General features: G+C 66.9%; 23 protein-coding genes. 18 read left to right on the top strand and 5 right to left on the bottom strand.

The genetic code is table 11. The features are described from left to right. The first annotated feature begins 223 nt into the window (after positions 1-223). The 17 genes from dnaE to lpxB all read left to right on the top strand — a co-directional run bounded on the left by dnaE (position 224) and on the right by lpxB (position 19,062). A complete protein-coding gene (gene dnaE / locus ABE454_RS05985; protein WP_346530000.1) occupies positions 224-3,679 on the top strand; it encodes a DNA polymerase III subunit alpha in 3,456 nt (1,151 codons plus the stop codon). Further along, on the top strand, positions 3,679-4,044 hold the full coding sequence (locus tag ABE454_RS05980; RefSeq protein ID WP_346529997.1) for a GFA family protein: 366 nt from the start codon (positions 3,679-3,681) through the stop codon (positions 4,042-4,044). Before dnaE ends, ABE454_RS05980 begins: the two co-directional genes overlap by 1 nt. Before the next feature lie 227 nt (positions 4,045-4,271). After that, positions 4,272-5,120, top strand: coding sequence for a 30S ribosomal protein S2 (gene rpsB / locus ABE454_RS05975; RefSeq protein WP_346529995.1), 849 nt, complete (start codon positions 4,272-4,274; stop codon positions 5,118-5,120). Between the two features lie 100 nt (positions 5,121-5,220). Beyond that, positions 5,221-6,159, top strand: coding sequence for a translation elongation factor Ts (tsf, locus tag ABE454_RS05970; RefSeq protein ID WP_346529993.1), 939 nt, complete (start codon positions 5,221-5,223; stop codon positions 6,157-6,159). Between the two features lie 146 nt (positions 6,160-6,305). Further along, complete coding sequence (pyrH, locus tag ABE454_RS05965) at positions 6,306-7,043, top strand: UMP kinase (RefSeq protein ID WP_346529990.1); 738 nt, start codon at positions 6,306-6,308, stop codon at positions 7,041-7,043. 42 nt (positions 7,044-7,085) lie between these two features. Then, positions 7,086-7,643: a ribosome recycling factor gene (frr, locus tag ABE454_RS05960; protein WP_346529987.1), complete on the top strand. Its 558-nt coding sequence runs from the start codon at positions 7,086-7,088 to the stop codon at positions 7,641-7,643. 34 nt (positions 7,644-7,677) lie between these two features. Further along, positions 7,678-8,436, top strand: coding sequence for a polyprenyl diphosphate synthase (gene uppS, locus ABE454_RS05955; RefSeq protein WP_346529985.1), 759 nt, complete (start codon positions 7,678-7,680; stop codon positions 8,434-8,436). 1 nt (position 8,437) lies between these two features. Next, positions 8,438-9,256 (top strand): phosphatidate cytidylyltransferase, encoded by an 819-nt coding sequence (locus ABE454_RS05950; protein ID WP_346529982.1) that lies wholly within the window; start codon positions 8,438-8,440, stop codon positions 9,254-9,256. Beyond that, positions 9,253-10,449, top strand: a complete 1,197-nt coding sequence (dxr, locus tag ABE454_RS05945) for a 1-deoxy-D-xylulose-5-phosphate reductoisomerase (protein ID WP_346529979.1) — start codon at positions 9,253-9,255, stop codon at positions 10,447-10,449. Before ABE454_RS05950 ends, dxr begins: the two co-directional genes overlap by 4 nt. 23 nt (positions 10,450-10,472) lie before the next feature. Then, a complete protein-coding gene (locus ABE454_RS05940; RefSeq protein ID WP_346530137.1) occupies positions 10,473-11,690 on the top strand; it encodes a M50 family metallopeptidase in 1,218 nt (405 codons plus the stop codon). A 53-nt stretch (positions 11,691-11,743) separates the two neighbouring features. Next, entirely contained in the window at positions 11,744-14,170 is a 2,427-nt protein-coding gene (gene bamA, locus ABE454_RS05935; RefSeq protein WP_430825746.1) for an outer membrane protein assembly factor BamA, read from the top strand. A 34-nt stretch (positions 14,171-14,204) separates the two neighbouring features. Next, positions 14,205-14,789 (top strand): OmpH family outer membrane protein, encoded by a 585-nt coding sequence (locus ABE454_RS05930; RefSeq protein WP_346529977.1) that lies wholly within the window; start codon positions 14,205-14,207, stop codon positions 14,787-14,789. An 8-nt stretch (positions 14,790-14,797) separates the two neighbouring features. After that, on the top strand, positions 14,798-15,817 hold the full coding sequence (lpxD, locus tag ABE454_RS05925; protein WP_346529975.1) for a UDP-3-O-(3-hydroxymyristoyl)glucosamine N-acyltransferase: 1,020 nt from the start codon (positions 14,798-14,800) through the stop codon (positions 15,815-15,817). Beyond that, positions 15,814-16,278, top strand: a complete 465-nt coding sequence (fabZ, locus tag ABE454_RS05920) for a 3-hydroxyacyl-ACP dehydratase FabZ (RefSeq protein ID WP_003166913.1) — start codon at positions 15,814-15,816, stop codon at positions 16,276-16,278. The genes lpxD and fabZ overlap by 4 nt, the downstream gene beginning before the upstream one ends. After that, positions 16,275-17,063 (top strand): acyl-ACP--UDP-N-acetylglucosamine O-acyltransferase, encoded by a 789-nt coding sequence (lpxA, locus tag ABE454_RS05915; protein ID WP_346529973.1) that lies wholly within the window; start codon positions 16,275-16,277, stop codon positions 17,061-17,063. The genes fabZ and lpxA overlap by 4 nt, the downstream gene beginning before the upstream one ends. Continuing rightward, complete coding sequence (gene lpxI / locus ABE454_RS05910; RefSeq protein ID WP_346529971.1) at positions 17,060-17,899, top strand: UDP-2,3-diacylglucosamine diphosphatase; 840 nt, start codon at positions 17,060-17,062, stop codon at positions 17,897-17,899. Before lpxA ends, lpxI begins: the two co-directional genes overlap by 4 nt. Then, complete coding sequence (gene lpxB, locus ABE454_RS05905) at positions 17,896-19,062, top strand: lipid-A-disaccharide synthase (RefSeq protein ID WP_346529969.1); 1,167 nt, start codon at positions 17,896-17,898, stop codon at positions 19,060-19,062. The genes lpxI and lpxB overlap by 4 nt, the downstream gene beginning before the upstream one ends. Positions 19,063-19,222: 160 nt before the next feature. Here the strand turns inward: lpxB and trpC are convergent, their stop codons facing one another. The 3 genes from trpC to ABE454_RS05890 are packed head-to-tail and all read right to left on the bottom strand — an operon-like array spanning position 19,223 to position 21,668. Further along, positions 19,223-20,026, bottom strand: a complete 804-nt coding sequence (gene trpC, locus ABE454_RS05900; protein WP_346529967.1) for an indole-3-glycerol phosphate synthase TrpC — start codon at positions 20,024-20,026, stop codon at positions 19,223-19,225. After that, positions 20,026-21,063, bottom strand: coding sequence for an anthranilate phosphoribosyltransferase (gene trpD / locus ABE454_RS05895; protein WP_346529964.1), 1,038 nt, complete (start codon positions 21,061-21,063; stop codon positions 20,026-20,028). The genes trpC and trpD overlap by 1 nt, the downstream gene beginning before the upstream one ends. Next, positions 21,060-21,668: an anthranilate synthase component II gene (locus ABE454_RS05890; RefSeq protein WP_346529961.1), complete on the bottom strand. Its 609-nt coding sequence runs from the start codon at positions 21,666-21,668 to the stop codon at positions 21,060-21,062. The genes trpD and ABE454_RS05890 overlap by 4 nt, the downstream gene beginning before the upstream one ends. A 124-nt stretch (positions 21,669-21,792) precedes the next feature. Between ABE454_RS05890 and ABE454_RS05885 the strand changes: the two genes are divergently transcribed. Beyond that, positions 21,793-21,981 (top strand): hypothetical protein, encoded by a 189-nt coding sequence (locus tag ABE454_RS05885; RefSeq protein WP_119412147.1) that lies wholly within the window; start codon positions 21,793-21,795, stop codon positions 21,979-21,981. Here ABE454_RS05885 and trpE read toward each other — a convergent pair. Continuing rightward, positions 21,978-23,495 (bottom strand): anthranilate synthase component I, encoded by a 1,518-nt coding sequence (gene trpE, locus ABE454_RS05880; protein WP_346529958.1) that lies wholly within the window; start codon positions 23,493-23,495, stop codon positions 21,978-21,980. The two genes, ABE454_RS05885 and trpE, sit on opposite strands and share 4 nt — an antisense overlap. After that, positions 23,495-25,423: a peptidylprolyl isomerase gene (locus tag ABE454_RS05875; protein WP_346529956.1), complete on the bottom strand. Its 1,929-nt coding sequence runs from the start codon at positions 25,421-25,423 to the stop codon at positions 23,495-23,497. The genes trpE and ABE454_RS05875 overlap by 1 nt, the downstream gene beginning before the upstream one ends. Positions 25,424-25,506: the final 83 nt, after the last annotated feature.

The raw sequence follows: 25,506 nt of genomic DNA, 5'->3' as shown, positions 1-25,506 counted from the left end.
AGAACAAACGGGCAACCTAGAACAAATGGGCAACATTTGATCTGGGGATAAATCCTATGACGCGTTGGGTGAGGGATCTGCTGTCGCTTGCGTCCTGCGGCGGCTTCGTCTGGATGGTCTGGCAGGCGGCCTTTCTGGTGACATGACCGCGCCCCACTGAGGCGCGACTCCCTGCATGATGACGATGCGCCGTCTGTAGCGGCGCCGGATGCGGAGTTTTCGATTGGCGGATGCGGTGAACAGTCAGGGCTTTGTCCACCTGCGGGTCCGCAGCGCCTATTCGCTGCTGGAAGGCGCTATCAAGGCCGGCAAGATCGGCAAGATGGCCTCCGATGCTGGAATGCCGGCGGTGGCGGTGGCGGATCGCGCCAATCTGTTCGGCGCCCTTGAATTCAGCCAGACGACAAAGGATGCGGGCGTTCAACCCATCGTCGCCTGCGCCCTGCCGGTGCTGGATATCGGCGGTCAAGTCGCCGAGCGCTGGGCCAAGACGCCGACGGTTGTCCTGATCGCCCAGAACATGCAGGGCTGGCTGAACCTGTGCGCCCTGTCGTCCGCCGCCTATCTGGACGCGGGCGAGATGGCGGAACCGGGCGTGCCCTGGGGACAGGTTGTGGGTAAGTCCCAAGGGCTGATCCTGCTGTCCGGCGGTCCTGATGGGCCTGTCGACCCGCTGTTCGTGCAGAAAAAGCCTGCGGAAGCCGCCGCTGCCCTGACCGAAATGAAGCGAGTGTTCGGCGACCGCTTCTATGTCGAGTTGCAACGTCACGGTCTGTCCAGCGAGACGGTGGCCGAAGGCGGACTGGTCGAATGGGCCTACGCCAACGACACGCCTCTGGTCGCGACCAATGACGTCTATTACGCCAAGGCGGCTCAGGCGAAGTCGCATGACGCCCTGCTGTGCATTTCCGATGGCGCCTTCACGGGTCAGGAAGACCGCCGCCGCGTCACCGGCGAGCACTGGTTCAAGTCGGCCGAAGCCATGCGCGAGCTGTTCGCCGACCTGCCAGAGGCCTGCGACAACACGATCCAGATCGCGCGCCGCTGCGCCTTCCTGGTCAATACGCACAAGCCGATCCTGCCGCGTTTCGACACCGGCGCGGGCCGGTCCGAGGCCGATGAACTGGCGCACCAGGCGCGCGAGGGGCTGAAGGCGCGGCTTGAAAAGAACAAGGCCTATGCGCCGGAAGAAGACTATTGGAACCGCCTCGAATGGGAGGTCGGGATCATCCAGCAGATGGGGTTCCCCGGCTACTTCCTGATCGTTTCGGACTTCATCAAATGGGCCAAGCTGCATGACATCCCGGTCGGGCCTGGGCGGGGGTCGGGCGCGGGTTCTCTGGTGGCGTGGTCGCTGACCATCACCGATCTGGACCCCTTGCGGTTCGGCCTGCTGTTCGAGCGCTTCCTGAACCCCGAGCGCGTGTCGATGCCCGACTTCGATATCGACTTCTGTCAGGAGCGGCGCGAAGAGGTCATCGACTACGTTCAGGACCACTACGGCAAGGACCGGGTCGCTCAGATCATCACCTTCGGCACCCTGCAGGCGCGCGCCGTGCTGCGCGACGTGGGCCGCGTGCTGCAGATGCCGCTGGGTCAGGTGGACCGTCTGGCCAAGATGGTTCCGGCCAACCCCGCCAACCCTGTGACCCTGGCTCAGGCCATCGATCTTGAGCCGCGCCTGCGTGAGGCGCGCGACGCCGAGGCTTCGGTCAAGGCGCTGCTGGAGACGGCGCTGGAGCTTGAGGGCCTTTACCGCAACGCCTCGACCCACGCTGCGGGCATCGTCATCGGCGACCGGCCGCTGACGGAACTGGTGCCCCTGTATCAGGATCCCCGCTCCACCATTCCGGCCAGCCAGTTCAACATGAAGTGGGTCGAGCCGGCGGGACTGGTGAAGTTCGACTTCCTGGGCCTGAAGACGCTGACGGTGCTGGACCGGGCCAAGGGCTATCTGGAACGGCGCGGCGCGGCTCAGGACTGGGGCCTGCTGCCGCTGGATGATCCCAAGACCTATGAACTGATGGCGTCGGGCCAGACGGTCGGGGTGTTCCAGCTGGAATCGCAGGGGATGCGAGACACCCTGCGCAAGATGCGTTGCGGCTCGATCGAGGAAATTACGGCCCTGATCTCTCTCTATCGGCCGGGGCCGATGGAGATGATCGACACCTATATCGACCGGAAGTTCGGCCGGGCTGAGGTCGATTACCTGCACCCCAGTCTGAAGGAGGTGCTGACCGAGACCTACGGCGTCATCATCTATCAGGAACAGGTGATGAAGATCGCCCAGATCCTGGCGGGCTACAGCCTGGGCGAGGCCGATCTGCTGCGCCGCGCCATGGGCAAGAAGAAGAAGGAGGAGATGGATTTCCAGCGGGCGCGCTTCATCAAGGGCGCATCCGAGAAGTCCGTGCCGGAAAGCCAGTCCGGCTCCATCTTCGACCTGGTGGCAAAGTTCGCGGGCTATGGCTTCAACAAGTCGCACGCGGCGGCCTATGCGCTGATCTCGTTCCAGACGGGCTGGCTGAAGGCCAATCACCCGGTCGAGTTCTTCGCCGCCTCCATGAGCCTTGATCTGTCGAACACCGACAAGCTGGCGGTCTTCTATCAGGACTGCCGCCGTTTCGAGGTTCCGGTTCTGGCGCCGGATATCAACCGCTCATCGGCTGACTTCGACGTGTCGTGGGCGGACGGGCAGGGCAGCGTGCTCTATGCGCTGGGCGCCATCCGCAACGTGGGCCTTGAGGCGATGAAGCACGTCATCGAGGTGCGCGAGACGGGCGGGCCGTTCGCCGACATCTTCGACTTTCTGGAGCGGGTCGATCCCAAGGCGGTGAACAAGCGCGCGCTGGAAGGTCTGGCGCGGGCAGGGGCCTTCGACAGCATTCACCCCAACCGCCGTCAACTGTTCGAACAGGCCGATGTGCTGATCGCCTATTGCCAGAGCGTGGCGGCGGAACGCGCCTCATCGCAGGTCAGCCTGTTCGGCGCCGATCAGGCCGCGGCGGCGCGTCCGCGCCTGAAAAGCGTCGAGCAGTGGGCCGGGCCGGACAAGCTGGATCAGGAACTTTACGCCGTCGGCTTCTACCTGTCGGGCCATCCGCTGGAGGAACTGACGCCTGCGCTGAAACGCAAGCGCGTGACCTTCGTGGCCGAAGCGCAAGGCCTGGCTGAGGCGGGGCATGAAGCCTTTCAGATGGCCGGCGTCGTGCGTCGCCGTCAGGAGCGGGCCAGCGCCCGCACCGGCGAGAAATTCGCCTTTGTCACCTTCTCGGACCCGACGGGTGAGTTTGAATGCCTGTTCCCGCCTGAACAGCTGCGGCGTTGCCGGGAGGTTCTGGAGGTCGGGACCTCGGTTCTGGTCAAGGTGCGGGCCAAGGCGGCGGACGGGGAGGTGCGCTTCTTCGGCGACGACGCCAGCCGCATGGATGTGTTGCTGGACGACGCCCAGATCGGGTTGCGGGTGATCCTGTCGGCCCAGTCGGCGGACGCCGAGGCGCTGAAGGCGCGGCTGGATCGGGCGCGGGCGCAGGGCAAGGGCGGCGAGGTCTGGCTGCAGGCGACGCTAGGCGGCCGCACCGAGGTCGAGATCAAACTGCCCGGCCGATACCGGCTGGATGCAGCGCTACGCGGCGCGCTGAAATCGGCGCCGGGGGTGGTGATGCTGGAGGACGCCTGATGAACGAGACGAGCGTGAAGACCCATGCCGGGTCCTGCCACTGCGGCGCGGTGGCTTATGAGATTGATGTCGGTCTGGACGGACTGCTCGAATGCAACTGCTCCCATTGCTACCGCAAGGGGTTCGTTCTGGCCTTTGCGCCGCGCTCGGCTTTTCGACTGACGAAGGGGGAGAGTGAAACCACGTCCTACTTCTTCAATCAGCACAAGATCGACCATCGCTTCTGCAAGACCTGCGGGGTGCAGCCGTTCGGCTACGGCGTGGGACCGGATGGAAGCGAGGTGGCGGCGATCAATATCCGCACGCTGACTGATATCGAGCCGTGGAACTGGACGGCGCAACGCGTGGACGGCCGAAGTTTCTGATCCGGCCGGAGGTCGGCTCGCGTGATGACATCGGGCTCGCGGCGACTGTTGCGGCTATCTTGCTCGGCCGCTTGTGTTTTTCAGGCCTTTCGCCTATATGCGCGGCGCACTTCGCACGTGGGCGTGGCGCGGTCCGGGGAGACATCCCGGCCTGCACCGTTCCGAGGGATCAGCCGATTCTTTTAACCGCCCGCGCTAGGTTTGATCGGAAAAAGGAAAACACGATCATGGCTCTGCCTGAATTCTCGATGCGTACGCTGCTGGAAGCCGGCGCTCACTTCGGCCACCAGACGCACCGCTGGAACCCGAAGATGGACCGCTACATCTTCGGCTCGCGCTCGAACATCCACATCATCGACCTGTCGCAGACGATGCCGCTGCTGCACCAGGCCCTGGTCGCCGTGCGCGACGTGGCCGCCAAGGGCGGTCGCGTGCTGTTCGTCGGCACCAAGCGCCAGGCCGCTGATCCGGTCGCGCAGGCCGCCACGCGCTGCGCCCAATACTACATGAACAACCGCTGGCTGGGCGGCACCCTGACCAACTGGCGCACCGTTTCGGGTTCGATCGCTCGTCTGCGCGAACTGGAAACCATCGTCGACGCCGGCGGCGAAGGCCGTAACAAGAAAGAGCTGCTGACCCTGCAGCGCGAGAAGGACCGTCTGGAACTGTCGCTGGGCGGCATCAAGGACATGGGTTCGGTGCCGGACATCATGTTCGTGATCGACACCAACAAGGAAGCGATCGCGATCCAGGAAGCCCGCAAGCTGAACATCCCGATCATCGCCATCCTGGACACGAACTCGGACCCGGACGGCATCACCTATCCGGTGCCGGGCAACGATGACGCCGCCCGCGCCATCCAGACCTACTGCGACCTGATCGCCGACGCCGTTCTGGACGGTCTGGCCGCCGGCGCCGTCGCCCAGGGCATCGACCTGGGCGCTTCGGAAGCTCCGGTCGAGCCGATGCTGCGCGAAGCCGAGGCCCCCAAGGCTGAAGCCGAGGCCGCTCCGGCCGGCACGGAAGGCGTGGCTGAAGAGCTGGTCGCCGCCGAGGCCGAGAAGGTCGAGGGCTGAGACTGACGTTCCGGCGCCGCCGCGCGCCGGACCGACGTCAACTTGACATGCGGCCGGGCTAAACAGTCCGGCCGCCCATTTTGAATTTCAGGAGAAGAACATGGCCGAGATCACTGCCGCCCTCGTGAAGGAGCTTCGCGAGCGTTCGGGCGTCGGCATGATGGACTGCAAGAAGGCGCTGGTTGAAAACAACGGCGACATCGAAGCAGCGATCGACTGGCTGCGCGCCAAGGGTCTGTCCAAGGCCGCCAAGAAGGCCGACCGCGTCGCCGCCGAGGGCCTGGTGGCCGTCGCCGTGCGCGAAGACGGCAAGGGCGAAGTCGCCTCGGCCATCGAGTTCAACGCTGAAACCGACTTCGTCGCCCGTAACGACCTGTTCCAGGCCGCGGCCAAGGAATTCGCTCAACTGGGCCTGCACCACGACGGCGTCGACGCCATCCACGGCGCGACCCTGGAAAACGGCAAGACCGTTGAGGCCGAAGTCACCAACCTGATCGCCACCATCGGCGAAAACATGCAGCTGCGTCGCGCGGCTCGCCTGTCGGTTGGCGAAGGCGTGGTGTCGACCTACGTCCACAACGCCGTTTCGCCGGGCGTCGGCCGCATCGGCGTGCTGGTCGCTCTGGAAGGCGCGGGCGACAAGGAAACCCTGCGTGAAGTGGGCCGCAAGATCGCCATGCACGTGGCGGCCACGGCTCCGCTGGCGCTGGACACCTCGGACCTGGATCCGGCTGCGATCGAAAAGGAACGCGCTGTCCTGATCGAGAAGGCCAAGGAAGAAGGCCGTCCGGAAAACATGATCGAAAAGATCGTGTCGGGCCAGATCGCCAAGTTCCAGAAGGACGTGGTGCTGACCAAGCAGCCGTTCGTCATGGACCCGGACGTGACCATCGAACAACTGGTCGCCAACACCGGCAAGGAGCTGGGCTCCGAGCTGAAGCTGGCCGGCTTTGTCCGCATGGCGCTGGGCGAAGGCGTCGAAAAGTCCGACGCCCCCGACTTCGCGTCGGAAGTCGCCTCGATGACCGGCGGCAACTAAGGAAGACCTCTCCCTCCCCATCAAGGGGAGGGAGAATTATGTGTTTGGGCGCGTTCGGCTTTGAAGGCTGACGCGCCCTTCGTCTATGATGAGCCGCCGATTCATTTCGCGCGGATGCCAAACCCCTGTATCCCGGACCCCTGATCATGCCCGACGCCCCTTCCGAGTTTCGTTACAAGCGCGTCCTGCTGAAGGTTTCGGGCGAGGTGCTGATGGGCGATCAGCCCTATGGCGTCGACATGAAGACCGTGGATGTGGTCGCCGCCGCAGTCGCCGCCGTGGCGCGTCAGGGTGTTGAGATCTGCCTGGTCATCGGCGGCGGCAACATCTTCCGAGGCCTGTCCAAGGCCGCAGAGGGCATGGACCGCGCCAACGCCGACTATATGGGCATGCTGGCCACCATCATGAACGCCCTGGCCATGCAGGGCGCGCTGGAGAAGATCGGCGTCGACACGCGGGTCCAGAGCGCCATCCCGATGGCCGCCATCGCCGAGCCCTACATCCGCCGCCGCGCCCTGCGTCACCTTGAAAAGGGCCGCGTGGTGATCTTCGCCGCGGGCGTGGGCGCGCCCTTCTTCACCACGGATTCCGGCGCCGCCCTGCGCGCGGCCGAAATGGGCTGCGACGCCTTGCTCAAGGGCACCAGCGTCGATGGCGTCTATACGGCCGATCCGAAGAAGGATCCGACCGCGACCCGTTACGAGACCCTGACCTATCAGGAGGTTCTGGCCAAGGATCTGCGCGTCATGGACGCCTCGGCCATCGCCCTGATGCGCGACAGCGGCATTCCGATCGTGGTCTTCTCGATCCGCGAGGAAGGCTCGATCCACAAGGCGCTGACGGGCGAAGGCACCTTCACCGTCATCGCCAACAAGGCCGCCTGAGCGGCCATTCCATCGACTTAAGACAGGACCAAGGACACAGTCATGGCCAAACCCGATCTCCAGACGTTCCGTGACCGGATGGACAAGTCCGTTTCCGCGCTGAAGGACGACTATGCCGGTCTGCGCACGGGCCGCGCCAGCGCCGGACTGGTCGAGCCGGTCATGGTCGAGGCCTATGGCTCGACCTCGCCGCTGAACGCCGTCGCCGCGATCAGCGTGCCTGAGCCCCGCATGATTTCGGTCAGCGTCTGGGACAAGGGCATGGTCGTGGCCGTCGAGAAGGCCATCCGTTCGGCCGGTCTGGGCCTGAACCCGGTCGTGGACGGCCAGACCCTGCGCATCCCCATTCCGCCGCTGACCGAAGAGCGCCGCAAGGATCTGGCCAAGCTGGCGGGCAAATACGCCGAGGACAAGAAGGTCGCCGTCCGCAACGTGCGTCGCGACGCCAACGACGAGCTGAAGAAGGCTGAAAAGGCCGGCGACATCAGCCAGGACGAACAGAAGAAGATGGAAGCCGAGGTCCAGAAGGACACCGACGCCGCCATCAAGCGCATCGACGAGACCTTGAAGGCCAAGGAAGTCGAGATCATGCAGGTCTGACGTCATCATCAGTCCTGTTTCAGGAAGGTCCCATATGTCGGCCGAGCCCGTCGCCACGGCGCCTGCAAAGGGGCCACGTCACGTCGCCCTGATCATGGACGGCAACGGCCGCTGGGCGCAGCGCCGGGGCCTTCCGCGCGCCGTCGGCCACCGCGAGGGGGTTCAGGCCCTGCGCCGCACCATCAAGGCGGCGCCGGAACTGGGCGTGCAGTGTCTGACGGTGTTCGGCTTCTCGACCGAGAACTGGAGCCGCCCGGCCGATGAGGTGTCGGACCTGATGGGGCTGGTCCGCGCCTTTGTCGGCAGCGACCTGAAACGCCTGGCTGCGGCTGGCGTGCGGGTGAGGGTGCTGGGCCGTCGCAAGGGGCTGCCGGACGACATCGCCGCCATCGTCGCCCGTGCCGAGGCCGAGACGGCGCACAATGACAAATTCCTGCTTCAGGTCGCCTTCAACTATGGCGGGCGGGCGGACCTGGTCGATGCGGCGCAACGGCTGGTCGATCGCGCCCGGATGGGCGAGGATGTGGCCGTGGATGAAGTGACGCTGGGCGCCGGGCTGTCGACGGCCGGGGCGCCGCCGGTCGATCTGATCGTGCGCACATCGGGCGAGCAGCGCCTGTCCAACTTCCTGCTGTGGGAGGCGGCCTACGCCGAGATGGTGTTCCAGGATATTCTTTGGCCTGACTACGGCCTTGAGGCGCTGGCCGAGGCGATTTCGCAGTTCGGCGCGCGTGAGCGGCGCTATGGCGGGCGTGAGGCGATGACGGCGGCTTACGGCGAGGCGGCGGGCTGATATGGCGCTGAAGCCCCGCGATATCGCCCTGAGAGCGGCCTCGGCGCTGGTGCTGGCGCCGGCGGCCGTGCTGGCGACCTGGGCGGGCGGAGACTGGTTCTGCGCCCTTGTGGTGCTGGGGGCCGTGCTGCTGGCTTTTGAGTGGGCGCGGATGTGCGCGCCGCGCCTGTGGCGATCCGTCGGAACCGGCGTGGCGCTGGCGCTGGTGGTGGCGGTCATCGCGGCCCACGTCGGCCAGATTTCACTGGCGCTGGTGCTGATGGTGTTCGGCGCGCTGGCGGCGGGTCTGTTCGCGCGGACGCGCGGGGAGTCCATGCTGGATACGGCCTATGGGGTGCTCTACCTCGGCTGGCCCTGCATCCTGCTGATCTGGCTGCGCGATCTGAACGAGGTTCAGGGGCTGTACTGGACGGTGATGGTGTTCGCCGTGGCGTGGTCGGCGGACATTCTGGCCTATCTGGTCGGCAGCCTGGTCGGCGGGCCCAAGCTCTGGCCGCGCTTTTCGCCCAACAAGACATGGTCCGGCTTCATCGGCGGGCTGACCGCCGGGATGATCGCGGGCGCCGGAATGGCGGCATGGCTGGAGATGGGCCGTCTGAACGTCTTCTGGGGCGGCGTGCTGGGCCTGACGGCGGCGCTGGCCACCATGGGCGGCGACCTGTGGGAATCGGCGCTGAAGCGGCGCTTCGGGGTCAAGGATGCGGGCAATCTGATACCCGGCCACGGGGGCCTGCTGGATCGCGTCGACGGGCTGATGTTCGCCGTGGTGGTGGTGTCGGCCGGGCGGCTGATCGTCCTGATGCTGGAGCGGACGATATGATTGCGCGCCGTGTGACCATTCTGGGCTCGACCGGGTCGGTCGGCTCATCGACGCTGGACCTGATGGAGCAGGCGCAGGCCGCAGGCTCGGCTCGGTTTGAGGTCGAGGCCCTGACCGGCGGCGCCAATATCGCCCGTCTGGCCGAGCAGGCGCGTCGCTGGCGCCCGCGCATCGCGGTCACGGCCGATCCGGCGCGACTGGATGAACTGCGCGATGCGCTGGCCGGAACCGGGGTCGAGGCGGCGGCGGGGCCGGACGCCATCGTCGAGGCGGCCGTGCGGCCCGCTGACTGGATCATGGCCTCCATCGTCGGCGCGGCGGGGCTGCGCTCGGCCTGGGCGGCGGCGGGGACGGGGGCGACGCTGGCCCTGGCCAATAAGGAAAGCCTGGTCTGCTGCGGCCCGGCGCTGATCCAGCGGGTGCGTCAGGCGGGGGGGCGGCTGATCCCCGTCGATTCCGAACATTCGGCCATTTTCCAGGTGTTTCCGGCCGATGCGCCTGAGCGGGTGTCAAAGCTGGTGCTGACCGCTTCGGGCGGGCCGTTCCGCACACTGCCGCGCGCGGCCATGACCCGCATCACGCCCGAACAGGCCGTGGCCCACCCGAACTGGAGCATGGGCGCCAAGATCTCGGTCGACAGCGCCACCATGGCCAATAAGGGGCTGGAGCTGATCGAGGCCGCCTATCTGTTCGACATGCCGGAAGACCGGATCGACGTGGTCGTTCACCCGGAATCGATCATCCACAGCCTTGTGGAATATGTGGACGGTTCGACGCTGGCCCAGATGGGGCTGCCGGACATGAGGACGCCGATCGCCTGCGCCCTGTCGTGGCCGGACCGGATCGTATGGCCCGCGCCTCGGCTGGATCTGGCGGCGCTGGGCCGGTTGACCTTTGAAGCGCCGGATCATGAGCGTTTTCCGGCCCTGCGTCTGGCGCGTGAAGCGCTGGCGGCGGGCGGGGCGGCGCCGATCGTTTTCAACGCGGCGAACGAAATGGCGGCCCTGGCTTTTCTTGACCGGCGGCTGGGCTTTCTCAATATTGCCGCAGTCGTCGCCGACACCCTTGAGCAGGCGACGGGCGCGGGCGTGTCTTGCGGTTCTGACGATGCCTGCGACGCGGCCCTTGCGGTCGATGCGGAGGCGCGAAGGATCGCGAGCAACGTCATCGCCTCGCTGACCATTGCAGCCTGAGGGCGCAGGAGACATTGACCGGTATGCTAGGCGCTTTCGGCCAGGTCCTGATGTATGTCGTGCCGTTCCTGCTCGTCCTCACGGTCGTGGTGACGGTGCATGAGCTGGGGCATTTCCTGACAGCGCGCGCCTTTGGCGTGAAGATGGACCGTTTCTCCATCGGCTTTGGCCGCGCGATTTTCCAGCGGGTCGACCGGCGCGGCGTCGAATGGCGTCTGGGCTGGCTGCCGCTGGGCGGCTATGTGAAGTTTTCCGGTGATCTGGACGCCACGGGCGTGCCGGACCGGGCGGGTCTTGAGGCCATGCGCAAGGCCGTGACCGCCGAGCACGGGCCGGGCGCAGAGCGCGACTATCTGTATTTCAAGCCATTGTGGCAGCGGGCGCTGGTCGTGGCGGGCGGGCCGATCGCCAACTTCATCCTGGCCATCTTCATCTTCACCCTGCTGTTCAGCCTGGTGGGCGTCGAACTGCGTCCTGCGCGGGTGATGCAGGTTGAGGCTGGATCTCCGGCCGCTGCCGCAGGCTTCCAGCGGGGCGACCTGATCACCCACGTCAACGGCAAGCTGATTGCAGACGGCGGCGAGGTGACCCGCGTCGTGGCCCTGAGCAGCGGCGATCCGGTGCGTTTCACCGTCGAGCGCGGCGAGCAGCAGGTGCAACTGACGGCCACGCCCGAACGCCGTGTCGAGACGGATCGCATCGCCGGGCGCGTCAGCGTCGGCCGCATCGGACTGGGGCTGGGATCGAACCGCAGCGAAATCCGTCATGTCCGTTATGGCCCTATTGCGGCGGTGGGGCAGGGCGTGCGTGAAACCGGCGCCATTCTGAATACGACCTTCACCTACATCGGACGCATCTTCAGCGGCCGAGAATCCGGCGATCAGCTCAGCGGTCCGCTGGGTATCGCCAAGGCTTCCGGAGCCCTGACCAACGCCGCCGTGGAAGCGAATCCTGAGCCCTGGGCCATCGTCCGCAATCTGTTGCTGACGTTGACCAGCTTCGCCGCCATACTTTCGGTCGGAATCGGCTTTCTAAATCTCATGCCCATTCCTGTTCTGGATGGAGGGCACCTGCTGTTCTACGCTTATGAAGCCGTGGCGCGTCGACCGATGGCGGCCAAGGTTCAGGAAGCCGGATACCGGGTCGGTCTTGCTTTGCTGGCGAGTTTGATGTTGTTCGCGACCTGGAACGATCTGCAGAAGCTCAATCTCTTCAAATTCCTCGGCGGGCTCGTCTCGTGAGCCGACGCCAGCCCCCGATGGTTTCCCGCATGAATCAAAACGACAGTCGCCACATGAATCAGACACCCGGCCGCATTATCGGGGTCAGCGCCCTGGCTCTGGCTTTCGCCGCCGGTCTGGCTCAGCCCGCACTGGCGCAGCAGGCGGCGCCGGCCCCAGCCCCAGCCCCGGCCCAGGCCGATGCGGCTGCGGCGCAGACGCCTCAGGTCCAGATGGCGGCGCCCGAAGCCGAGCGCGCCGTCGTCAACCGCATCGTGGTGCGCGGCAACCAGCGGATCGATCAGACGACGGTCCTGTCCTATCTGCCGATCCAGCCGGGCGACACCATCGACGCCGTGACCATCGATGTGGCGGTGCGGACCCTGTCGCGCACGGCCCTGTTCGCCGACGTCCAGATCGGGCTTCAGGCCAACGGCGACCTGATCGTCGAGATCGCCGAGAACCCGATCATCAATCAGGTGACGTTCGAGGGTAACAAGGCCCTGGCGATCAAGAAGCTGACCGACGAAGTCACCATCAAGCCGCGCGGCATCTATACCCGCGCCCGGGTTCAGGAAGACGTCGGCAAGATCGTCGAACTGTACCGCCTGTCGGGCCGTATCTCGGCGACCGTGACGCCCAAGCTGGTCCAGCTGGAGCAAAACCGCGTCGACGTGGTGTTCGAGATCGACGAAGGGCCCGAAACCGGCATCGCCGCCGTCACCTTCCTGGGCAATACGGCGTTTTCGGACAGCGACCTGCGTCAGGTCATGGTCACCAAGCAGTCGGCCTGGTGGCGTCTGTTCAGCTCGAACGACAACTACGACCCGAACCGGCTGGATTACGACCGCGAGCAATTGCGGAAGTTCTATACCAACCGCGGTTATTATGATTTCCGCATCCTGTCGTCGGTTGCTGAACTGAAGCCGGACAACAGCGCCTTCGGCGTGACGGTGACGGTGGACGAGGGCGATCGCTACAACTTCGGCGAGATCAAGGTCGTTACCGAGAACGACCGCCTGAACGCTGATTTCCTGCAGATGCTGCTGCCGATCCGCAAGGGCGACCTGTACGAAAGCGATCGCATTCAGGCGGCGGTCGACACCCTGACCTTCGCCGCCGGTTCGGCCGGTTACGCCTTCGTCGAGATCAACCCGACCTATCGCGCCGATCCTGAAACGGACACGGTCAACGTCACCTTCAACGTGCGTGAAGGCCAGCGCGTCTACATCGACCGCATCAATGTGGTGGGCAACACCCGCACCCTGGACACCGTCATCCGCCGCGAACTGATGGTGGGCGAGGGCGACGCCTTCAACCGTTCGCTGGTCGAGCGTTCGCGCAACAACCTGCGCGCCCTGGGCTTCTTCAAGGACGTCAAGATCGAGGAGACGCGCGGCAGCGCGCCGGACCGTTCGGTCGTCAACGTCACCGTGGAAGAGCAGCCCACCGGCGAACTGTCGGTCGGCGCGGGCTTCAGCTCGGTCGACTCCTTCGTGCTGAACCTGGGCATCACCGAGCGGAACTTCCGCGGTCGGGGCCAGAATGTCGTGGCGCGCGCCGAATGGGGCTCGCTGCGTCAGCAGATCGACTTCCGCTTCACTGAGCCGAAGTTCCTGGGACGCGACGTGCGGGCGGGCTTCGACCTGTTCCACATGCGCTATGACCTGAGCAAATATTCGTCCTACGACTATCGCTCGACCGGCGGCGGGGTGCGCATCACCTATCCGCTGAACGGCTATGCCTCGTTCAGCACCCGCTACTTCCTGAAGAGCGATGAAGTCGTCATTCCCTACGGCTACTGCGGCGCCGTCGGCGCTGGCTCGTCGGCGCTGTGCGATCAGGCGGGTTCGTACCTCAACTCATCGGCGGGCTATACGCTGATGGTGAACCGCCTGAACGACCCGGTGCGGCCGACGCGCGGCTGGACCACCTCTCTGCGTCAGGACTTCGCCGGCATCGGCGGCGACGTGAACTACATCAAGACCGAGGCGGACGCCTCCTGGTACTATGGCATCCGTCCGAACTGGGTGGTCAGCGTTCAGGGTCAGACCGGTTACGTCAGCGGCTGGAACGGCGACCCGATCCGCATCAACGACCGCTTCTTCAAGGGCGGCAACACCTTCCGCGGCTTCGAGACGGCCGGTATGGGCGCGCGCGACCTGACCACGACCGACGCCCTGGGCGGCAACTTCTACGCCATCGGCACGGTTGAACTGACGGTGCCGAACTATCTGCCGGACGAATACGGCATAAAGACCTCGCTGTTCGCCGACTTCGGCACCATCGGCAAGCTGGATGACCGCTATCTGATTGATGCGACGACAGGACAGCGGAATCCGAATATTGTCGATAAACTGTCCCTGCGGGCGGCGGCCGGGGTCAGCATCCACTGGCGTTCGCCGATGGGGCCGATCCGTTTCGACCTGTCGAAGGTCCTGTCCAAGGAAGACTACGACAAGACCGAGACCTTCCGCTTCTCGACCTCTACCCAATTCTAACCGCGGCCTGACCGCCGCCACCAAGGCTTAGATTATGAAACTCATCGCTATCGGCGCCTTCGCCCTTGCTTCGCTGACCGCTTCGGCCGCCCTGGCCCAGTCGCAGGGCCCGGCCAACCCTGGCCCGGCCATCCCCGGCGTCTGCGTCTATTTCAACCAGCGCGTTCTGGCCCAGTCGACCGCCGGTCAGGCCGTCCAGACCCGCATGGAGCAGCTGGCGCAGGAAGTTCAGGGCGAGCTTCAACCTTACGCCACCGCCATCCAGACCGAGGCTCAGGCCCTGCAACAAGGCGCCTCGACCATCCCGGCCGACCAGATGAACCAGCGCCGTCAGGCCCTGCAACAGCGCGTCCAGGAAGCCCAACAGCTGGAAGGCACCCGCGACAACGAACTGCGCTACACCCTGGCCGAACAGCGCCGTAAGATCTCGGAAGCCATCGAGCCCCTGCTGGTCGCCGTCTATCAGGAAAAGGGCTGCGGCATCATGATTGACCGCGAAAGCGTCTTCATCATGAACCCGTCGATGGACGTGACCGACACCGTTATCCAACGCCTGAACGCCCAACTGCCGACCCTGAGCTTCAATCGCATGCCGGTTCCGGCCCAGCCGCAATCCTAAGGCGGGCCATGCCCGATCCGAGGTTTTTCGAGACCCTGTCGTCCCTGACGGTCGCCGCCCTCGCCGAGCAAATCGGCGGGGAGGTGGTCCGGGGCGGCGAGGTCGTCATCTCGGCCGTCGCGCCCCTGTCCAGTGCGGACCGGGGCGCGATTGCGTTTCTGGGCGACCGCAAGTTCGCCGCTGCTTTGGCGCAGACGAAGGCCGGTTGCGTGATCGTGCCGCCGTCGGCCGTGGACGCGGCGCCTGCTGACGCCGCCGTCATCGTCTCGGGCGAGGCTCAGGCCGCCTGGGCGCGCGCCTCGGCCCTGCTGCACAGACCCATCCGTCTGGATCGCGCCATCACCGCCGCCGAGGCCGCCGAGGACGACAGCGTCGTGGTCGAGCCGGGCGCCATTCTGGGCGAGGGCGTCCGCATCGGGCGCGGCAGCCGTATCGGCGCCAATACCGTCATCGGGCCAGGCGTCCAGATCGGCCGCGACTGTCTGATCAGCCCCGGCGTCACCGTCGGCTTCGCCCTGCTGGGCGACCGGGTGAAGCTGCTGGCGGGCGCGCGCATCGGCGAGGCGGGCTTCGGCGCCGCCGGGTCGAAGGCTGGGCCGGTGGACATTCCGCAACTGGGCCGCGTCATCCTGCAGGACGGGGTGACCATCGGCGCCAACTCCTGCATCGACCGGGGCGCCTATGACGACACTGTCATCGGCGAGAACACCAAGATCGATAATCTGGTCATGATCGGCCACAACTGCGTCATCGGCCGCAACAATCTGATGGCGGCGCACACCGGCATCTCGGGCTCGGTCACCAGCGGCGACAACTGCATCTTCGGCGGTCGGGCGGGTGTGGGCGACCACATCACCATCGGCGAAGGCGCGCGCGTCGCGGCCGGAGGAGGCGTTCTGGCCGACATTCCGCCGGGCGAGACCTGGTCCGGCTATCCCGCCAAACCCATCCGCCAGTTCTTGCGCGAGACGGTCTGGCTGTCCAAAGAGGCGTCCCGGAAGAAGGGCGCGAAGGAATCGAAAGAATGAGCGAAGACAACACGATCGATTACGCCGAGGTGATGCGTCGCCTGCCGCACCGCTATCCCTTCCTGCTGGTCGACAAGGCGCAGGACTTTGTGGCGGCGACCTCCATCGTCGGCATCAAGAACGTCACCCACAACGAGCCCTTCTTCCCCGGCCACTTCCCGATCGATCCGGTCATGCCGGGCGTGCTGATCGTCGAGGCCATGGCCCAGACGGGCGCCCTGCTGATGTCCAAGTCGCTGGACGTCGCGGTGGCCGACAAGGTCATCATGTTCATGTCGATCGACGGCGTGCGCTTCCGCAAGCCCGCCCGTCCGGGCGACCAGCTGCGCATGGAGGTCAAGGTGATCAAGGCGCGCGGCGACGCCTATAAGTTCCGTGGAGAGACCTTCATCGACGGCAAGCTGGCGGCCGAGGCCGAGTTCATGGCCATGGTCGTGACCGTGGCGGAGCCCGCCCAGTGACCATCCACCCGACCGCCGTTGTGGACGCCTCGGCGACCGTGGCGGACGGGGTCGAGATCGGCCCGTTCTGCACCGTGGGGCCGGGCGTGACGCTGGCCTCCGGCGTTCGTCTGGTCAGCCATGTGGTGATCCAGCAGGACGCCAGCGTCGGCGCAGGCACCACGATCCATCCCTTCGCCATCATCGGCGGCGACCCTCAGCACGGCGGCTACAAGGGCGAGCCGGTACGGCTGGAGATCGGCGAGAACAACCTGATCCGCGAGCACTGCACCTTCAACCGGGGCACGCCGCAGGGATCGGGCGTCACACGCATCGGATCTAACAACCTGTTCATGACCGGCGCCCACGTCGGCCACGACTGCGTGGTCGGCGACAGCGTCACCATGGCCAACAACGCCACCCTGGGCGGCCACGTTCATGTCGGCGACAGAGTGTTTCTGGGCGGCCTGTGCGCCATCCACCAGAACGGCCGGGTGGGACAGGGCGCTATCGTCGGCGGTCTGGCCGCCGTGACGCGCGACGTCATTCCCTACGGCTCGGTCTGGGGCAATCACGCCAGTTTGCACGGCCTCAACCTGATCGGGCTGAAGCGCAAGGGCTATGGCAAGGATGCGGTGCGTCGCCTGTTGGCCGCCTATCGCGACCTGTTCGAGGGCGAAGGGGTCTTCGCCGAGCGTCTGGACCGGGTCGAACAGGCCTATGCCGACCTGCCCGAGATCATGGAGATCACGTCCTTCATCCGTGACGGCGGCAAGCGCCCGCTGTGCCTGCCGGGCGCGGAATGACGATCGCGCCCAAGCTGGCCCTGATCGCGGGTTCGGGCGACCTGCCTATCCGCGTCGCCCAGCGCTGCGAGGCCGAGGGACGCGAGGTCTTCATCATCCGCCTGAAGGGCTTCGCCGACGCCCACCTGCATCGCTGGCCGGGGCAGGACTTCGGCATGGCCGAGATCGGCAGGATCGTGAAGGCCATGCGGGCCGAGGGCTGCCGCGCAGTCTGTCTAGCGGGCTACGTCAACCGCCCGGATTTCAAGACGTTGAAGCCCGATCTGAAGGGGGCGTCCCTGCTTCCCGGCATCATCGCGGCGGCGTCAAAGGGCGACGACGCCCTGCTGCGCAAGATCCTGTCGGTGTTCGAGGACGAAGGCTTCGCCGTCGAGGGGGCGGACGACATCCTGGGCGGCGAGATGCTGGCGGCGGGCGCCTTGGGCCGCGTGACGCCGACGGTCGAACAACTGGCGGACCTGAAGAAGGCGCTGCACGTTGCTGAAAAATCAGGCGAACTGGATATCGGTCAGGGCGCGGTCGTCTGCGACGGACTGGTGCTGGCGGTCGAGGCGCAGGAAGGCACTGATGAGATGCTGCGCCGCGTGGCGCACCTGCCCGCCGACCTGCGCGGCTCGCCGGGCTTTGCGCGCGGCGCGTTGGGCAAGGCGCCCAAGCCGATCCAGGATCTGCGCGTCGACATGCCCGTTATCGGACCGACGACGGTCGAGCTGGCTGCTGCTGCGGGTCTGGCCGGGATCGGCGGGTTCGAGGGACGGCTGATCGTCATCGACCACGAGGGTCTGGTCGAGGCGGCCGACCGTCTGGGTCTGTTCGTCTGGGGAGAGCCGCGATGAGCCGTCCGTTGAAGGTCATGCTGGTGGCGGCCGAGGCGTCTGGCGACGCCTTGGGCGCCGGGTTGGCGCGGGCGTTGAAGGCGCGGCTGGGCAAGGACGTGGTCTTCGTCGGCGTGGGCGGCCCCAAGATGGCGGCGGAGGGCGTCGCCAGCCCGTTTGATATCGCCGAGTTGTCGATCCTGGGCTGGATCGAGGGGCTGAAGGCCTATGGCAAGGTCAAGAAACGGGTGGCTGAGACGGCGGCGCTGGCGGCAGCGGAGAAGCCGGACGCCGTGGTGCTGATCGACAGCTGGGGCTTCACCATCCGCGTGGCTCAGGCGATCCGCGCCGCTTCGCCGAAGACGCCGCTGATCAAATACGTCGGACCGCAGGTCTGGGCCTCGCGGCCGGGCCGCGCCAAGACGCTGGCGGGGTCGGTGGATCATCTGCTGGCCCTCTATGCGCTGGATGCGCCGTGGTTCGAGAAGGCGGGCCTGCCGACGACGGTCGTGGGTTCACAGGCGCTGCACGTCGACATGGCAGGGGCCGACGGCGCCCGCTTCCGCGCGACGCGGGGCATTGCGGCGGATGCGCCGTTGCTGCTGGTTCTGCCGGGCAGCCGCCCCAGCGAGATCACGCGAATGACGCCTGTCTACGAGCAGGCGGTCAAACAGCTGAAGGCGCAGATTCCGGGGCTGGAGGTGGCCGTCGTCGCAGCAGGCACGGTGGCCGCCGATGTGGCGGGCCGCGTCGCCGCCTGGCCGTTCCGCGGCCATGTCGTGCAGGAATCTGACAAGTACGACGCGATGAAGGCCGCGAACGCCGCCCTGGCCACCAGCGGCACGGTCTCTACCGAACTGGCGCTGGCGGGGGCGCCGATGGTCATCGCCTATAAGATCGACGGGTTGAGCTACGCGCTGATGAAGAGGCTGGTGACGGCCAAGCACATCACCCTGTTCAACATCGCCGCCGATGAAGCCATCGCGCCGGAGTTTATCCAGCATGAGGCGACGCCGCAGTCGCTTGCCAAGGCGGTGGGGCGGCTGCTGACCGATCCTGAGGCGGCGGCCGATCAGGCGCGTCGTCAGACCGAGGCGCTGGATCTGATGGGACGCGGCGGGCCGGACCCGTCGGAACTGGCGGCGGACGCCGTGTTGCGGGTGATCGCGGCGAAGGCGGGCTGATCCCCGTCTACCCGCTCATCCCGGCGGAGGCCGGGACCCAGTAAGAACCACGCGCGCAGTTCTCGGCTGATGGGGCTGGAAGCGCCCTTGGCTACTGCTGTGACTGTGGCCAAAGCACTGGGTCCCGGCTTCCGCCGAGATGAGCGGATTTTAGAAGGACTTAGGCCAGCAAGGCCCGCGTCGCGGCTTCCACGTCTGCCTGACGCATCAGGCTTTCCCCCACCAGTAGGGCGCGGGCGCCAGCCGTGATAACGCGCGCCACATCCTGCGGCGTGAACAGGCCGCTTTCGGCGACCAGCAGGGCGCCTTCGGGGCTGAGCGCCGCCAGTTGCTCGGTCGTCGCCAGATCGACCTCGAAGGTGCGAAGCGAGCGGTTGTTGACGCCGATCAGGGCGTCGTCGCGGCCCTGGACCAGCTTGGCGGCGCGCGCCATCTCGTCGGCGTCGTGCGTCTCGATCAGGGCGTCCATGCCCCAGCGGGTCGCTTCGGCCAGCAACTCGGCGGCCAGGGCGTCATCCACCATGTCCATGATGATCAGGATGCAGTCGGCGCACAGCGCCCGGCTCTCGGCGACCTGCCACGGATCGACCAGGAAGTCCTTGCGCAGGCAGGGCAGGGCGACGGCCGCGCGCGCGGCGACCAGATAGGCGTCGTCGCCCTGAAAGCTCGGGCCGTCGGTCAGGACGGACAGGCAGGATGCGCCGCCGCGCTCATAGGCCTGCGCCAGAACGGGCGGGTTGAAGTCGGCGCGGATCAGGCCCTTGGACGGGCTGGCCTTCTTGATCTCGGCGATCAGGGCCGGGCGGCTTGTTTCGGCGAAGCGGTCAGCCAGGGCGGCGCGGAAGCCACGCGGGGTCGACGCCTCGCGGGCGCGGGCCTCGATGGCATCTTGCGATACGGCGGCCTTGCGGGCGGCGACATCCTCGCGCTTGTAGGCGGCGATGCGGTCCAGAACGTCGCTCATCAGGCGTCCTCGTCTTCGATCGGCGCGTGGGAGACACGCACCAGTTCAGCCAGGGCGGCGGCGGCGCGGCCGTCATCGATGACGGCGGCGGCCAGTTCGGCGCCCGATTTCAGGTCTTCGGCCCGTCCGGCCACCACAAGAGCGGCGGCGGCGTTCAGCAGGACGATATCGCGATAGGGCCCGCGCTCGCCCGCCAGCAGGGCGGTCAGGGCCGCCGCATTGTGCTCGGCGTCGCCGCCGCGCAGGTCGTCCATCGTCGCCAGCGGCAGGCCGGCGTCGGCGGGCGTGACGGTGAAGCGGCGCACGGCGCCGTCCTTCCATTCGGCCACCTCGGTCGGGCCTGTGGTGGTCAGTTCGTCCAGACCCTGACCGTTGACGGTCCAGGCGCGCCGGGCGCCCAGTCGGCCCAGCACCTCGGCCAGCGGCTCCAGCAGGGCGGGGTCATAGACGCCCATGACCTGATGCGTGGCGCCCGCCGGATTGCAAAGCGGCCCCAGCAGGTTGAACACGGTGCGGAAGCCGATCTCGCCGCGCATCGGCCCGACGTGGCGCATGGCCCCGTGGTAGGTCGGGGCGAACAGGAAGGCGATGCCCGCCTGATCCAGCGCCCGCGCCTGCTGGGCGGGCGTGGCGTCCAGATTGACGCCCAGGGCGGCCAGAACGTCCGACGAACCGGACTTGGAGCTGACGGCGCGGTTGCCGTGCTTGGCGACCTTCAGCCCCGCGCCCGCCAGCACGAAGGAGGCCGCCGTCGAGATGTTGTAGGTGTGCTGTCCGTCGCCGCCGGTGCCGCAGGTGTCGATGACTTGTTCGAACGGGTGATCCAGCGACCGGGCGGCCTCGCGCATGGCGCTGGCGAAGGCGACGATCTCGTCCACCGTCTCGCCCCGGATGCGTAGGGCGGTGACGGCGGCGGCGACCTGTGACGGGGTCGGTTCGCCGCGCAGACAGGCGGAGAAGAAGGCCTTGGCCTCATCCAGGTTCAGCACCTGTCCGTCGACCAGCTTGGCCAGCAGAGGCTTGATGCTGTCCATCACACGCTCGCCGGATTCTTCAGGCTGGAATGGCGCTTGACGCCCGCCAGATCGAGGAAGTTGGCGATCATCGCGTGGCCGTGCTGGGTGGCGATGGATTCCGGGTGGAACTGGACGCCGTGGATCGGCCGCGTGCGGTGTGACAGGCCCATGATCTCGCCGTCCTCGGTCCAGGCGGTGACCTCCAGCACGTCGGGCAGGTTTTCACGACGCACGGCCAGCGAGTGATAGCGCGTCGCCGTGAAGGGCGAGGGCAGGCCGCCGAACACGCCGCGCCCTTCATGCAGGATGGGCGAGGTCTTGCCGTGCATCAGGGTCTTGGCGCGCACCACCTCGCCGCCGAAGGCCTGACCGATCGACTGGTGACCCAGACAGACGCCAAGGATGGGCATGGTCTCTGCGGCGGTCTCGATCAGCGACAGGCAGATGCCCGCCTGATCCGGCGCGCAGGGGCCTGGCGACAGCAGGACGGCCTCGGGCTTCAGCGCCCAGGCTTCTTCGACGGTCAGGTCGTCGTTGCGGACGACGTGCGTCCGGGCGCCCAGCTCCGCGAGGTAGTGGACGAGGTTGTAGGTGAAGCTGTCGTAGTTATCGACGACGAGGATCATGGCGAAGGCTTCTTGAGAACGGGAAGGCAGGGCGGCCCAAACATGGAAGGCAAGCGGCCCGATTGAAAGCGGACGTTAAGCTGTCCGGGCGATAGAGGGGCATCGCCATCGGAAGAAATCCGTCTTGACCCCTGTAGAATGCATCCGTGACGCCCGCGCCCTGTTGAACGAGGCGCCCAGCGAACAACCCAAGCCGCTGCGCCTGCTGGCGGCAGCCGCCTTCGCCGCGACGACGGCGATCCTTCTGGCCGGGACCATGGTCGTGGGCCCCGGCGTAGTGTTTGACCAGGCTGCCACGGTTTCCAATCCCTAGCCGTCGGAGCCCTGGCCGCGCGTGGTCGCGGTGAAACGCCACGCCTCGGCGGCGGCTTTCATCGGCGCGCGGGCCTTGGCCAGGGTCTCGGCGTATTCGGCGGCCGGGTCGCTGTCGGCGACGACGCCTGCGCCTGCCTGAACGAAGATCTGGCCCTTGGCGAACATGGCGGTGCGCAGGACGATGCAGATGTCCGCCTCGCCATTGGCCGAGATATAGCCGACGCCGCCGCCGTAGCCGACGCCGCGCTTTTCGCTCTCAAGCTCGTCGATGACCTCCATCGCCCGCACCTTGGGCGCGCCCGACAGGGTGCCGGCGGGCAAGGCGGCCAGCAGGGTGTCCACAGCGTCCAGCCTAGGATCGGCGTCGCCGTTGACGTTGGAGACGATGTGCATGACCTGGCTGTAGCGCTCGACCACGAAGCTTTCCGTGACCTCGACCGAGCCGGGTTTGGAGACGCGGCCCACGTCGTTGCGGCCCAGATCCAGCAGCATCAGATGCTCGGCCCGTTCCTTGGGATCGGCCAGCAGTTCGACTTCCAGCGCCTTGTCCTGTTCGGGCGTGGCGCCGCGCGGACGGGTGCCCGCCAGCGGGCGGATGGTGACGCGCCCGTCCTTCAGCCGGACCAGAATTTCCGGGCTGGAGCCCGCCAGCTGGAAATCCACATAGTCGAGGAAGAACAGATAGGGCGACGGATTGCCGCGACGCAGCGACCGGTAGAAGGCGAACGGGTCCTGGCTCCACGGCGCCGAGAAACGGTGCGCCAGCACGACCTGAAAGATGTCGCCCGCAGCGATGTAGTCCTTGGCGCGCGCCACCATGCGGCCGAAGGCGGCCTCGTCCACGTCGGAGTGGAAGTCGGGCGCCGGGACCGGCTCGATCTCGCGCTGGATGGGCAGGGGGCCGCGCAGGCGGTCCTCGAAGTCCTCCAGCCGAGCCTCGGCGGCGGCGTGGGCTTTGGCCGGCTCAACCCCGGCGTCGGGATAGGCGGCGGAGATCAGGACGATCTCGTGCTTCACCGAATCGAAGATGGCGACCAGCGCCGGGCGGGCCATGACGGCGTCGGACAGGTCCAACGGGTCGGCATTGGGGGCGCCTAGCGGCTCCAGCAGACGCACCATGTCATAGCCGAAGACGCCGAACAGACCGGCGGCCATCGGGGGCAGGTCGGCGGGCAACTCAAACTTCGTCGCAGCGATCAGGGCGCGCAGCGACTCCAGCGCGGGCCGGTCTTCGGCCGTGAAGGTTTCCGACAGGACGTCGGCGCCGCGCGCGATCTCGGCCTTGCCGTCGCGGCAGCGCCAGACCACGTCCGGCGACAGGGTGACGAAGGAATAGCGGCCGTTGACGGCGCCGCCTTCGACCGACTCGAACAGGCTGGCGTAGCGCCGCCCGTGCCCGACCTTCAGGAAGGCCGAGACGGGGGTTTCAAGATCATCGACCAGGCGGCGGACCAGAACCTGAGGGCGGCCCGCCGTCAGGCCGGCGATGAAGGCGTCGCGTTCTTGCAGCATTACTTCTTGGCGGGAGCGGCCGGGGCCGCCGCCGGGGCGGCGGCGGGGGCCTCGACGCCCAGAGCCTGAAGGGCCAGGGCGGGATCGTTACGCGACTTGGTGCGCGAAGCGGCGGCGGTCAGGGTGCGGTCGGCCAGCGTATTGGCCAGTTCCTCGGTCAGACGCGGGCGGGCCTGTTCGGCCAGCGGCGCGGCCAGAGCCGGGTCCGCAGCATGGATGGCGTCCACGCGGCCGACGACGAAGGCCGTCTGCGACTGGGCGTCCGAGAAGACCTGACCCTTGCCCTGACCGAACAGGCCGCGCAGCACGCCGTCGCCGACCTGGGCCTGGGCTTCGCGGCTCTGTTGCACGCCGGTGCGGACGATCAGCTGGGCGCCGACGTCAGAGGCCACCTTGGCGATGTCTTCGCCGCCGCGCACGCGACCGGCCAGTTCCTCGGCCTTGGCCGACAGGCGACGGGCGTTTTCGCGCATGGTCCATTGCATGCCCAGCGGAGCGCGGACTTCCTCCAGCGTCGGCAGGGCCGACGGGCGGATGTCGTCCAGACGGACGGCGAAATACTGGCCTTCACCGGCGTCGATCACGTCGCTTTCGCCGCCCTTGGACAGGGCGTAGGCGCTTTCCAGAACCTGACGCGGGGCGTTCATCGGCTGGCCGTCCGGCAGTTGGCCCTGTTCGGTGAAGGGCGGCAGCTGGATGATGCGGGCCTTGGCGGCGGTGGCGGCGTCGGCCAGGTTTTTGCCTTCCTGACGCGCCTTTTCATACTGCTCGACCTTGGCGTAGGTCGCGGCCTTGACGGCCTCGGCCTGCAGTTCCTGAACCAGAGCCGGGCGGGCGCTTTCCAGCGTCACGTTCTGACCGGCCTGAATGGCGGCCAGCTTGGCGACGGTGAAGCCCAGACGGCCCTGAACGGGCGCCGAGACCTGATCGACGGTCATGCCGAAGACGGCGGCGCCGACAGCGGGGTCGCCCACGGCGGCCTGCGGCGTGGCGGCGTAATCGCCCAGCTGGATGTTGTTGGCCTTGGCGACCTCAGCCGGGCTCTTTCCGGCGCGCAGGTCGGCGGCGATCTTGTCGGCGGCGGCCTTGGTCGGGACGGTCAGGGTGACGAAGGTGCGCTTCTCGGGCTCGACCAGCGAGGCCTTGCGGAACTCGAACCGCTCCTTGATCTGCTCTTCGGTCACGGGCGGCAGGGCGTCGCCCGCGCCCGGCGTGAACAGCACCAGCGAGATCATGCGGAACTCGGGACTGCGCAGGCGGGCCTCGTTTTCCTTCATGAAGGCGGTCAGCTGGACGTCGGTCGGAGCGCCTGCGCTGCCGGCCATGGCCTGGGTGACCTGGAACCAGCGGCCGTCGCGCGTCTCCAGCGCCTGACCGGCCAGCAGGGCGGCATAGGCGCGCGGCGCCTGCAGACCGGCGAACACGGCCGAACCGACGTGCGAGGTGACATACTGGTCGCGCAGGTCCTGCTCGAGCATTTCCGAGGTCAGGTTCTGCTGGGCCAGGGCCTGGGCGTAGAGGTCTTTGTCGAACTGGCCGGTGATCTGGTTGAAGAAGGCGGGAATCTTGCGGATTTCCGCCAGCACCAGCTCCTTGCCGGGGCGGATGCCGCTCTTCCAGGCCCACGACAGGAAGCCCAGACGCTGGGTCTGGCTGTCGAGATACTGCTGGTGCAGGTTTTCCTTGACCATGTCGTCATAGCTGACGGGACGACCGGCCTGTTCCTGCAGATTGGCGCGCACGCGCTCGAAGTCGGTGCGGAACTGGTTGGAATCGACGCTGCGGTCCCCGGCGCTGATGATGTGGCGCGGCCCCAGATTGGCGAAGATGTCGGATTGCGCCCCGACAATCAGGAAGCTGAGGATGATCAGGGCGAACAGGCCTGCGGCCCATTTCGACTTGGCGAAGTTTCGGAAGTACGTGATCATCGAAAAGAACCTGACGAGGGCCGGCGTCGAAAGGGCGCCAAGGGTCGCGTATAGGGGGTGCGGGGCCGCCGCCGCAAGTGAGG

Source organism: Brevundimonas diminuta, assembly GCF_039673845.1.
Classification (GTDB): Bacteria; Pseudomonadota; Alphaproteobacteria; order Caulobacterales; family Caulobacteraceae; genus Brevundimonas; species Brevundimonas diminuta_E.
This window is presented reverse-complemented; position numbering and strand designations above follow the sequence as displayed.